This window comes from Methanoplanus limicola DSM 2279 (assembly GCF_000243255.1).
Classification (GTDB): domain Archaea; phylum Halobacteriota; class Methanomicrobia; order Methanomicrobiales; family Methanomicrobiaceae; genus Methanoplanus; species Methanoplanus limicola.
Genome location: NZ_CM001436.1, coordinates 2,897,175 through 2,909,095, shown reverse-complemented (window position 1 = coordinate 2,909,095; position 11,921 = coordinate 2,897,175). Strand labels below are relative to the sequence as shown.

The following is an 11,921-nucleotide window of genomic DNA, read 5'->3' as shown; positions in this document are numbered from 1 at the left end:
TCTGTTATCATATGTAAAAGGCCATAGCGAAGAGTCCGCCGGCGAGTGTGCAGGTAATATTTGTCCCTGCATTTCCGATAATTCCTCTTCTTTCAAGGGTTGCGCCGATAAAACTGTCCACATTTGTCCCGACAAATCCTGCGGCAGTGCCTGCAAGCACCATCTCAGGCGGAATTGCGCCCAGCATAAATGCGATAATACAGACGATAAATGCAGCAAGGGTTGCTGCAACCTCACCAAAAAGTGTCACACCACCGTCTGTTCCTTTAGGGACTTTTTTGAATGAAGTTATCAGGTATGGTGTTTTTCCAAGCATTCCAAGTTCACTTGCGGAAGTGTCAGCCATAGCCGCGGCAACACTGCCGATAAACAGGGCAATATACATAGGTTCGGGAGATATCCCGTAAAGCACAGCAGCACAGAGCGATACAAGTCCGTTTGCAAAAACATTGATAAAACCTCTGACTCCGCCCTTTGATTCTGCAACACCCTCAGATTTCTTCTTTTCATATTTGAACTTTGTAAACCCTGCCCCAAGTATAAAAAAGGTGAGCATTACCAGAAACCACCTTACATCAGCAAAGACTATTATCAGTATTCCCATAAGGGCTGCGCTCAGTAGTCCTGACATATCTGCCGCCTTCATCTTGTAGGAGATAAAGGCAAAGATAAATGAGATGATTATTGCAGACATCAGGAGATCGAAATCCACGAAATATCTGAGGTCATAGAAGAGATACATAGTCATTGCAGTGCCGAGGCACTCAATCATAATCGTATCTTCCCTTCCTTTTAATATTGATTTTAATAATGCAGCCACAACAACCCCTGTAATCGGAGTAAGCAGGTTGAAGTAGCCCAGATAATAGGATGCAAAGACCGCGCCTGCGCTTGCGACAACGAGATATGCAAGATATGAATAATTATCGTCCCTCGGCCAAATTCTGTAGGCAGCCTCGCCAAGAATCACAATTGCAAGAGTGGTGAGAAATACAACAGCCGGAATGATATTAATGCCGTATAACAGGGCTACAATACTGATCCCTATTGCCGGGTATCTTGTATTCCGGATGAAATAAAATACTCCGCTGATGAGAATTGTAATTAATGCAAGTATGAACGGTGGCTGTACAAAAGGTGCGATAACGATTGCAATTGCGGATAATATTGCAACTACCCACATATCCGGCCGTTGAAGCATATATGTAGTAATTTTGTATTTTATCCTTAATTATACTGACCTGATTAGTGAATGGCTGTGATTTCTCCTGTAATTGGTTCTTTTATTTCCGGTGCAGACCCGTATCATTCTTTTAATCATCTTATGTCTGCCATTACTGCGGCAGATCTTCGATTAGTATATGAGATAATAGAGACAAATTTTTAGGAAATGTCTGATACCGGAGAAATACCAAAAAATTACGATCCTCTGGAGGTAGAGGAGAGGTGGCTTGGAATATGGAAGGAAGAGAATTATTATTTTGACAGAAATTCTTCAAAGCCGCGATTTATAATAGATACCCCGCCGCCTTACCCTACAGGAAATTTTCATATTGGTAATGCCTTTAACTGGTGTTATATCGATTTTATTGCCCGTTATAAGCGTATGAACGGCTATAATGTCATGTTCCCGCAGGGCTGGGACTGCCACGGACTTCCAACTGAAGTGAAGGTTGAGGAGACTCATGGCATCACGAAAAATGATGTTCCAAGAACAGAGTTTCGTGAGATGTGCCGTGAACTGACCCTGGAAAATATTGAAAAGATGCGCAAATCCATGCGCAGATGCGGTTTCTCAAACGACTGGAGCAATGAATACATTACAATGCTCCCGGAGTATTACGGCAAGACACAACTGTCCTTCCTGAGGATGTTTGAAAATGGTGATGTTTACCAGAGTGAGCATCCTGTAAATTTCTGTACCCGCTGTGAAACTGCGATTGCATTCGCTGAAGTATCATATGAGGACAGGACAACAAAACTCAACTTCTTTGATTTTGACGGTGTTGAGATAGCAACAACAAGGCCGGAACTTCTTGCCGCCTGTGTTGCAGTTGCCGTTCATCCGGATGACAATCGCTATTCCGAAATCTCCGGTAAGACACTTAAAGTTCCAATCTTTGGCCATGGCGTAAAGGTAATAGAAGATGAAGCTGTTGACCCTTCCTTTGGTAGCGGTGCGGTTATGATCTGTACCTTTGGAGACAAACAGGATGTCCACTGGTGGAAGAAGCATAACCTTGATCTCAGAAAGGCAATTGATCTTAAAGGCCGTATGACTGCTATTGCAGGGCCTTACGCGGGCATGACCTCTCAGGAGTGCAGGAATGGTATTCTCTCCGAGATGGCGGAGAAAGGCATATTAAAGAGACAGGAAGATCTCGAACAGCGCGTCGGAGCATGCTGGAGATGCAAAACTCCGATTGAAATCCTCTCCGAGAGGCAGTGGTTTGTAAAGGTGCACAATGATGAGATCCTGAAAGCCGCTGATAAAATCCGGTGGACGCCCGAGCATATGAAGATGCGCCTTGAAAACTGGGCTTCACAGATGGAGTGGGACTGGTGCATCTCAAGGCAGAGAATCTTTGCAACCCCGATTCCGGTCTGGTTCTGCAATAAATGCGGGGAAGTCATGCTGCCTGATGAAGAGGATCTCCCGGTTGATCCAACGGTTGACAGGCCAAAGAGACCATGTCCAAAGTGCGGCTGCACTGACTTTTCCGGTGAGACTGATGTTTTGGATACCTGGATGGATTCATCAATATCTGTCCTGAATATTACAGGCTGGGACGGTAAGTCTGTACCTGAATATTTCCCGGCACAGATCCGCCCGCAGGGGCATGATATCATCAGGACATGGGCATTTTACACAATTCTTCGTGCAGGGGCACTGACAGGAGGAGGTCATCCGTGGGATGAGATCCTTGTGAATGGTATGGTTCTTGGTGATGATGGCTTTAAGATGTCAAAGAGCCGTGGAAATATCATTGTGCCGGAGGAAGTGCTCTCAAAACACGGCGCGGATGCCTTCAGACAGTGGAGTGCAAGCGGTGCTGCAACGGGACAGGATATCGTGTTCTCATGGAATGATGTCATCGCTGCGGCAAGGTTCCAGACAAAGATGTGGAATATCACAAGGTTTGTCATTATGCACCTGGATAAGGCAGAAGAGGGAATGATCGCAGACAGGCCGACTGTGCTTTCAGACCGCTGGCTTATGGCAAAACTTTCATCTGCAATATCCGAAGTCACAGAGTCGATGGACTCTTACCAGTATGACCGGGCTGTAAAGACCATCCGTGAGTTTGCAAGGGAGATCTTTGCAGACAATTATATTGAGATGGTTAAGGGACGCCTGTATGGCAGCGGTGAAGGTAAAGAGAGCGCACTTTTTGCCCTGAAGACATCGGTTGATGCGTTGTGCAGAATGCTTGCCCCGATCACTCCGTTCTTTGCAGAGGAGTGCTACAAGCATCTAACCGGCGGGAAGGAGAGTGTCCATGAACGGACCTGGGTTGACTATGAGTATTCTGATTCGGATGCTGAAGTACAGGGAGATCTTCTTGTAAGGGTTGTATCAGAGGTCCGACGTTATAAGCATGACGAAGGTTTTGCACTGAATGCCCCTCTGGGACATATTGTGGTGTATTCTCCGTATGAGATAAATGACGGCGGCGATGCGTCATCTACTCTCAATGCAGATGTTGAGTGGAAGTGCGAGAAGCCTGAACTCATAAAATCGGTATCGGATGTAAGATTTAATTTTGGACTTATCGGGCCTAAGTTCAGAAAGCAGGCCAATGCATATATGAATGCTATAAGGGCACTTACAGAGGATGAGAAGATTACGCCTCCCAGGACTGTAATTATGGATGGCGTTGAAACTGAGGTTTTAGAGAATTCCTTTGAGCCTGTATATTCATACAGTGTTGCGGGTGAGAAGGTTGATCTCCTGACACTGACTGATGATGTTATTCTGACTGTTCAGAAGAAGGAATAATTATTTTTATTTTTGGAACTGTTATCTCTGAACTCGTATGAGAAGTGAGATAAAGTAAACCGGTTAAAGGTACAGTGAGGTAATATTATATCCGCAGCGAGTAAAAAACAACTGGGAAAACTTAACAAAGTTAAGAAGGCAAAGGCAGAGGAACTCGCAAAGCAGGTGGCTGCGGGCAGTCAGGCTGCAAAGAAGAAACTCAAGAAGCTTGAGAAAAAGATCAAATAATCTGATTTGAATTACATTTTTTTTTATTTTATTTTTTTAACTGTTTTCTTCCGGGTTTATAGGTATTTTTCATTCCTGATTCATACTTTGACCACAGCCTGTCAAAGGTTCTCAGGTTGGATTCCGCTTCATCTGAATAACCCGCAATCTCTTTGAATACGGGATCTCTTAATTTCTGCGGGTTTTTCTCAACAAATTTAATTATTTTATACAATGATGTCCTTATTCCGCCTATAGATCCATGAATATTATTTAAGAATTCCCGGTTCTGGACATACTCCCTGTACATCTCTTCTGAATCCCTCTTTGCTTCTTCAACGGAAGTTATATCCTTTATCACCGTAATCACGGCCGAGACCTTATTTTCATCCTCTTCAAAAACCGGCAGATAGGTATAACTTATTATAAGAGTCCTGTTTTTACCGGAAAATTTTCCTATTCTGTTCCTGTTATGTCCGGTTCTGAATATATCTTCATAATCTCCAATATTTAGCAGTTTTGAGAAATTTCCGGTCTCATAGAGTGGTCTTGTGAGCTGAAATTTTGTAATATTTAATTTTTTTGCAATTTCAGCAAATTTATTATTGTATTTTATTATTTTATAGTCCCGGTCAACAGCAAAGAAGATCTCGTCAATATTTTCCATAAATACAGAACAGATTTTATCTGTGTGTAACTCCCCGGATAATCCGGAATCCTTCTTCTCTCTTAAGATTATTATCTGCTCTTCAAAGTTGGTTCTGTATGATAATGTAAATCCGGAGTTTATACTCACATTTTCCAGAGTGCCGTTATTTTTTCTGAATTGGATCTTATCAGGCCATACTGCAGTTTCTTCTTCTGATTCAGATGAATATTCCGGGGTATTGAAAAAATTTATAAGTTTTCTTCCGACAATCTCATTTTTTTTATATCCGGAAAAAAACTCCATCTCATGGTTTACCCTTGTAATTGCTCCGCGCCGGTTTATTGTGAGTGCAGGTTCATTTATTCTGTCAAGGGCCGCCATTATAGGATCTGTATTTGAGGTCTCAAGTCTTTTTATGCGGTCACGCTCCGCTTTATTGATTTTAAGGGCAACACCAAGACTGTGGAGTATTTCCTCTTCTGAAAAAGGCTTTATCAGTATCCCGCAGGGGCCAATTCTCTTCAGTTCATCTGCAATACCTTCATTACTGGAGTTTATTATGAATATTACAGGTTTTTTGTGGTTGCGGATTATTTTTTTACCGGCATCAAGGGGCGATATTTTTCCGACTATATCAGTATCAATAATCAAAATGTCGGGTTTTTCCCCGGCTGTCCGAAAGATCAGGTCACAGCTGTCGATGGATAATGCAAGTACCTCATAATTATATTTCCTGAGGGTCTTTTTCAGTTCCATTGTGGATTTTATATCTTCCACTGCCATCAGGACTTTTTTCAGTTTCTGCTCACCCCGTGATCCTATTGTCAGATATTATTTGCTCTGAATGGTAATAATTGCTAACGATTTTTTCCAGATCTGTGTATTTTTTTATCTGGCCGGCAGGAATTTCTATCTCTTACCCTTCTGCTTATCCGGCATCTGCCTGATGCAGTCTGCCACGAATTTAATTATCTCTTCCCTGTTTTTCAGAGCGTCAATTAATATGAATCTTTCAGGGTCTTTCTCTACTATCTCAAGGTAATTGTTCAGTACCTCTCTGAGTACATTTCCGCATTCAAAATGTTCAGGCTTTTCACGGTCTTTCTTCAGCCGTGCGAGTGCTTCTTCAACAGGCAGCACAAGAAGAAATGTCCTGTCCGGTTTTATTGTCCAGCCCTCATGGACATCTTTTAACCACTGCATAGGTTCAGGGAGTATCTTTTTGAGTGTGACTGCCTGGTATGCAAATCTTGAATCGGTGTACCTGTCAGATATTATTATTCTGTTTTCCTTCAGTGACGGCTTTATAACCTCTCCAAGATGCGCTGCATGATCTGCACAGAACAAAAGTGCTTCTGCAACAGGGTCGATATTCTCTGCAATCCCGCGCCTCACCTGTTCACCAATCCATGTCGAACCGGGTTCTCTTGTATATACCACATCAAGATCGGATAATTCAGATTTTAAGCCCTCAAGCAGGGACGACTTCCCGCTGCCGTCGATGCCCTCAATTGTAATCAGCAAATTCTGCCCTCCTGAACGTATTTTAGGGGAACTCTGCCTTTGTGGACTGCAGTTGCTATGATTGCGCCGTTAATTCCGGCATCCTGAAGCCTTAACAGGTCCTCAACTGAGTTTACACCTCCGCCGTAGAGTAGTGTCCCCTCATATGCACTTCTTACCTCCTCAATACTGAGGCTGCCCATGGAATCCTCTGCACCCACACTTGAGAGGTTTAAGACAATAAGGCCCTCAAAACCGGCTTTGGAGGCTTCTTTCAGGACTGCTGCCGGATTTTTTCCATCCGGAAGCGCTCTTCCGTCCTTCACAACAACGCTGAAATAATCAAAATCAGTGTAATCCTCAGGATTTCCTCTGCATGTCTCGGTGGAAATTACATTTTTTATCCATGGTTCTTTCAGTGCTTCTGAAGGAGTTTCTGCCCCGCGGTTGAGATAGGAATACTCTCCACAGTCCCTGCATGAAAGAACTGCTGAATTGTTGTCACTATCTCTGCATATTCTGTCAAGATCGGCCAGATATGGATATTTGACCTTCAGTTCAGTCAGATATTCTGAAGGTTTTGTGCTCCCGGCAAGCCCCCAGTCAAGAGGTTTGTAGATCTCCCTTCTGCCCTTATAGCCATGAACGACCTCTCCTCCTTTAATATCAACGGCAAGAATTATTTTCATTATCAGGAATTATTTATCCGGAGAAGGCATCAATTTTATTTATTTTAAAATAATTAGAATTATGTGTCTATATGGGCTGAAAAATGAGGTTAATACAAAAATCACTATTATGTGATATAACCAAATTTTATTATGGATTTATTGGTCAGTCCAAGCAGTGTTGCAGAGGCAAAATATTCACTTGCTGCAGATATTGTTGACGTTAAAAAACCTTCTGAAGGTTCATTAGGTGCAAATTTCCCGTGGGTTATCTCAGAGATTAAATCGCTGAGTGAAAAACCGGTCAGCGCGGCAATTGGTGATTACAGCTTTAAACCCGGCAGTGCTTCCCAGTCTGCTTTCGGTGCTGCAAGCGCAGGCGCTGATTATGTTAAAGTCGGCCTTATGTTTGAGGGGGAAGGGAACGCGCTTGAGTTTATTGAAGCGGTTGTAAAAGGAGTGAAGTGGAGATTCCCTGAAAAGACAGTAGTTATTGCATCTTATGCTGATTACGACCGCGTTGATGCAATTTCTCCGTTTGAGATGGCTCCGCTGGCAGCAAAAGCCGGTGCAGATGTCGCTATGATCGATACTGCGGTAAAGGACGGCAAAGGTCTCTTTGATTTCCTGAGTGAATCAGAACTTACTGAATTTACGGAGATGAACCGTTCCCTTTCATTACAGACTGCGCTTGCAGGTTCACTAAAGTTTGAAGATATTGAAACACTAAAGAAGATTAATCCGGAAATTATCGGGGTCCGTGGCATGGTATGCGGCGGCGACAGAAGTGCGGTGATAAAACCTGAACTTGTTGAGAAAGCTCTAAACCTTGTAAGGTGATTTTTAGGTAAGTTATGTACAAAAATAAACTTGAGATGGAGACCGGATATACCTTTGACGATGTTCTGCTGATTCCTGCTGCATCGCAGGTTGAACCAAGTCAGACAAATATTAAGTCCAGATTCACCCGTAACATTGGTGTAACAATACCCTTTGTTTCTGCGGCAATGGATACAGTCACTGAGTCGGGGATGGCAGTTGCGCTTGCACGTCTGGGCGCTATTGGTGTCATTCACAGAAATATGGCTCCTGATAAGGAAGTTGAGGAGGTCCGGAAGGTCAAGCAGGCTGAAGATTTCATTGAACGCAATGTTGTTACGGTTGATATTAATTCCACAGTCTCTGATGTTGACTATCTGATGAATGAGAATAATATCAGCGGTGTGCCTGTTATTGAGAACGGTAAGGTCGTTGGTATTGTCAGCCGCAGGGATCTCAGGTGGATTGCGTCCAAGAAGGGCGCTGAAAATATCCGGACAGTGATGACTTCGGGGCCGATCACTGTCAATGAGGACATTTCACTTGAGGATGCCATTGAGGTTATGTACAACAATAAAGTTGAGAGACTTCCTGTGACATCGTCTGACGGCGGAATACTCGGTATCATGACCATGCAGGATCTTCTTGAGAAGAATCAGTATCCTGATGCGAACCGCGATAAGGATGGCAACCTGAGAGTTTCTGCAGCTGTTGGTCCTTTTGATTTTGAGAGGGCAGTTATGCTGGATGAGGCTGGCGTTGATGCACTTGTTGCTGACTGTGCTCATGGGCACAATCTCAATGTCGTAAAATCAATAAAGGAGATCAAAGGAAGTGTCAAAGCTGATGTTATTGCCGGAAATATTGCAACATCTTCGGCTGCTGATGCATATTCCGGTGAGATAGATGCCCTTAAGGTTGGTATCGGCCCTGGTTCAATCTGTACTACGAGGGTTGTTGCGGGTGTAGGTGTCCCACAGATTACTGCAATTGCTTCTGTTGCACAGGCATGTATGGAATATGATGTTCCTGTAATTGCAGATGGCGGTATCAGGTACAGCGGTGACGTTGCAAAGGCAATTGCGGCAGGTGCCGAATGTGTTATGCTTGGAAGTCTTCTCGCCGGTACAGATGAGTCTCCCGGCAGGATTATTGCAATTAAGGGAAGAAGATATAAGCAGTACCGCGGCATGGGTTCACTTGGTGTGATGACCGGCGGTCAGTCAAGTGACCGTTACTTCCAGAAGAAGGGTATTGGGCAGACAAAGTTTGTTCCTGAGGGTATTGAGGGCGCGACACCGTATGTCGGTGAAGTTTCGGATATTATCTATCAGCTTACCGGCGGTCTTAAATCTGCTATGGGATATACCGGCTCTGCAAAAATCAGAGATCTCCGTGAAAATGGAGAATTTATCAGGATAACATCTGCCGGACAGGTGGAGAGCCATCCGCATGATATTCTGATTACAGATGAGGCACCAAATTACAGGTTGCCTGATAACAAATAAATATATATATTGTTTTTCTTAACATTTGGTAAATATGTTGGAAGGTGATGAGGTATCCCGCCTTCTTGATATTCTCGGTAACAGAAACAGGAGAAGAATTATTCAGCTCTTAAGGCAGAAACCCTGTTTTGTTACCGAGATTTCGGACAGACTTATGATAAGTCCGAAGGCCGTAATAGAGCATCTCCAGATTATGGAGAGGGAAAGTATCCTTATCTCACATGGTGATGAGGTTAACAGGAGGAAGTATTACCATCTGTCGAGGGATTTCCGGATTACTGTGAATATTGAGGATCTGGTGGCCGCGGGTCATAATTTTGAGAATGAAACTGAAGATTTTAAGTTGACTCTCTTTAATAAAACCGGAATTATTCGTAAAATGGTGAAATCGCGTGACGAAATCCTTGTTGATCTCGATTACCTTGAGAGGGATATTGAGAAAAAAATACGCGATTTAAAGGTTTTCTGCAAAGAAATAATTAATAGTGAGGCAGAGTTTAATCTTATAACTGCACTGGCCGGATATGATATGTCTGTTGAGGACCTGGAAGAATTCTGTGGTATTTCCGGTGACGATCTGATGGTTTTACTCAGAAAACTGACTGAGAATGGTATTGTGGAGAGATCAGGCGACCTGTATAAATTGTGTGGTAATTATGAAACGTGAACCCAATGATGATATTTTAAGAAATTTTGCAAAGGCGATGGAAGATATAATTAGCAGTCTTCCGTTCTCGGAGAATGCCCGGTTTTTGGGCTGCACAATAATTACCGGTAATGGTGGAGAGCCCTTTGTTTTCCGTTCTGATGATGAAGATGATTTAGGCGATGATGAAGGGGTTGATTATGAAGTGATTGACGGTCCTGAGAAGATATATGTGACTGTGTCTCTTCCTTCTGATATTGTTGATCTGCCTGATGTTGATATCCAGCCTGAATTTATTAAAATAATCGTTGATGGTGTGGAGGTCAGAGTTGATCTTCCGTGCAGTATTGATGCCGGTCAGAGTAATTTTGTGGCTAAGAACGGGATACTGGATATTGTATGTGCGAAAGCACAGTAATCACTTTTTTTTAATTTCAGTCAGTATATTTTTTATACATATGTCTTCATGCAGATGTTTTTTTCTTGTTTTTTCAGATAACTCATTAATCAGATGAAAACCAATACTATGCGGATATTTAATGCAAAGTTTACTTGGTTTTAAAGAAAGAAGATATATCGAAGAATTAAGAATTATTACAAGATCAACTGCTCTTGACTGCGTTATTGATGAACCTTTTGACAGAATAATATATGTGATAAAGAAAGGCGATATGGGTATTGCAATCGGTAAAAACGGTGCCAATATCAAGAAGCTTCAGAAGGTGCTTGGCAGAAGGATTGAGATGGTTGAACATGATGAGGATATCTGCTCTTTTGTCAGTAATGTTCTCAAGCCGGCTGTTGTAAAAGATCTCTGTGAGGATGAGGGGGGCAATGTTATGATTTCGGTTGTATCACGGTCTGATCTTGGTATTGCAATAGGTAAGGGTGGCTGTAATGTTGAGAAAGCGAGAATTCTTATACAGAGATATTTTGGAAAAAGTATAGGTGAAATACGTCTTGTACCGGAGGTGAAGTGTGAGGACTGATATTTTTGATGAATTATGGCAGATTATGTGTGATCGGGAGCTAAATCCTCCTGAAAAAAGTTATATTGTTGATATTCTCCGTCACAGGAAGGGTATTGATAAAGCCCTTGAAAAGGTCGGTGAGGAATCTGCGGAGTTTATAATCGCAGCGAAAAATCCGGATTATGATCAGAAGGTCTATGAAGCAGCTGATCTGATCTTTCATCTTATGCTTGCACTGAAAAGAATTGGGGTCGAATTTGAAGATGTTATCTCAGAACTTGAATCCCGCAGGAAGTAATTTTTTCCTGTTTTTAATTATTTTAATCTGATTTTTTTAAAATTCTGCATTTTTCCGGATTTTTATGCGTTTTAATGTCGTTTTTGACGTAAGTTAAATTACTTATGAGGATTTTTTTACATTCTGTGTTGTGTACTCTTTTGTCTGTTTACTTATTGGGTGTTATTTGCGCGAGTGATCAAAAGTTCATGAAATAACGCTGTTCTGCCGTTTTTTTCCTGTGGGTGATCCTGTTTGTCTGTTCATTTTCTTAATTTCCTGCAAGGGTTTATATGTGGCGGCATACAACATTGTAAGGCCGAAGTATTCCGGTGACAGACGCCTCAGGGTGGCTGCAACTGTGGATTCGGGAAAGCCTGTAAGTTCTTTTACAGGTGACTGCAAAGCAAAAAGTGGATTCGCTGAATTATGCGTTCCTCTGCTTTTCAAAGAAATCGCAAAACAATGTGTTTATATAACAATAAACCTAACATTGTTACCTCGATTCTTAGATGGAGAACCGAAAGCACCCGGATGGGGGTGTCGGTTCTGACGTTGGCACTGACAATGCGGAAATTTGTTTAATAACCGCTAATTCCTTTTAGATAAACTAGTGAAAATATCGATAGTGTGCCGAAGTGTAAGTACTTCAAACAATTAATTCTGGTTGATC

The 11,921-nt window shown here is 42.4% G+C and carries 11 protein-coding genes; 7 read left to right on the top strand and 4 right to left on the bottom strand.

The window, feature by feature from the left end; genetic code table 11:
• Positions 1-7: 7 nt before the first annotated feature.
• On the bottom strand, positions 8-1,183 hold the full coding sequence (locus tag METLIM_RS13885; RefSeq protein WP_004079492.1) for a TIGR00297 family protein: 1,176 nt from the start codon (positions 1,181-1,183) through the stop codon (positions 8-10).
• 207 nt (positions 1,184-1,390) lie between these two features.
• Between METLIM_RS13885 and METLIM_RS13880 the strand changes: the two genes are divergently transcribed.
• On the top strand, positions 1,391-4,000 hold the full coding sequence (locus METLIM_RS13880; RefSeq protein WP_004079490.1) for a valine--tRNA ligase: 2,610 nt from the start codon (positions 1,391-1,393) through the stop codon (positions 3,998-4,000).
• 256 nt (positions 4,001-4,256) lie between these two features.
• Here METLIM_RS13880 and METLIM_RS13875 read toward each other — a convergent pair whose 3' ends face one another.
• The 3 genes from METLIM_RS13875 to METLIM_RS13865 form a co-directional block, all read right to left on the bottom strand.
• Positions 4,257-5,639, bottom strand: a complete 1,383-nt coding sequence (locus tag METLIM_RS13875; protein ID WP_004079488.1) for a PAS domain-containing protein — start codon at positions 5,637-5,639, stop codon at positions 4,257-4,259.
• 126 nt (positions 5,640-5,765) lie between these two features.
• Positions 5,766-6,380, bottom strand: a complete 615-nt coding sequence (gene tmk, locus METLIM_RS13870; protein WP_004079486.1) for a dTMP kinase — start codon at positions 6,378-6,380, stop codon at positions 5,766-5,768.
• Positions 6,374-7,048: a HisA/HisF-related TIM barrel protein gene (locus METLIM_RS13865; RefSeq protein ID WP_004079484.1), complete on the bottom strand. Its 675-nt coding sequence runs from the start codon at positions 7,046-7,048 to the stop codon at positions 6,374-6,376. The genes tmk and METLIM_RS13865 overlap by 7 nt, the downstream gene beginning before the upstream one ends.
• A 132-nt stretch (positions 7,049-7,180) precedes the next feature.
• On the opposite strand from METLIM_RS13865, the gene METLIM_RS13860 reads away from it, so the two are divergent.
• The 6 genes from METLIM_RS13860 to hisE all read left to right on the top strand — a co-directional run bounded on the left by METLIM_RS13860 (position 7,181) and on the right by hisE (position 11,269).
• Positions 7,181-7,867, top strand: a complete 687-nt coding sequence (locus METLIM_RS13860; protein ID WP_004079482.1) for a (5-formylfuran-3-yl)methyl phosphate synthase — start codon at positions 7,181-7,183, stop codon at positions 7,865-7,867.
• A gap of 14 nt (positions 7,868-7,881) precedes the next feature.
• Entirely contained in the window at positions 7,882-9,354 is a 1,473-nt protein-coding gene (guaB, locus tag METLIM_RS13855; RefSeq protein WP_004079479.1) for an IMP dehydrogenase, read from the top strand.
• A 34-nt stretch (positions 9,355-9,388) separates the two neighbouring features.
• Entirely contained in the window at positions 9,389-10,021 is a 633-nt protein-coding gene (locus METLIM_RS13850; RefSeq protein WP_004079477.1) for an ArsR/SmtB family transcription factor, read from the top strand.
• Positions 10,011-10,418 carry an alpha-crystallin domain-containing protein gene (locus tag METLIM_RS13845; protein WP_004079474.1) on the top strand — a complete coding sequence of 136 codons (408 nt, stop codon included), beginning with the start codon at positions 10,011-10,013 and terminating at the stop codon, positions 10,416-10,418. The genes METLIM_RS13850 and METLIM_RS13845 overlap by 11 nt, the downstream gene beginning before the upstream one ends.
• A 121-nt stretch (positions 10,419-10,539) precedes the next feature.
• Positions 10,540-10,989 carry a NusA-like transcription termination signal-binding factor gene (locus METLIM_RS13840; RefSeq protein ID WP_004079467.1) on the top strand — a complete coding sequence of 150 codons (450 nt, stop codon included), beginning with the start codon at positions 10,540-10,542 and terminating at the stop codon, positions 10,987-10,989.
• Positions 10,979-11,269: a phosphoribosyl-ATP diphosphatase gene (gene hisE, locus METLIM_RS13835; RefSeq protein WP_004079465.1), complete on the top strand. Its 291-nt coding sequence runs from the start codon at positions 10,979-10,981 to the stop codon at positions 11,267-11,269. The genes METLIM_RS13840 and hisE overlap by 11 nt, the downstream gene beginning before the upstream one ends.
• The last annotated feature ends 652 nt before the right edge of the window (positions 11,270-11,921 follow it).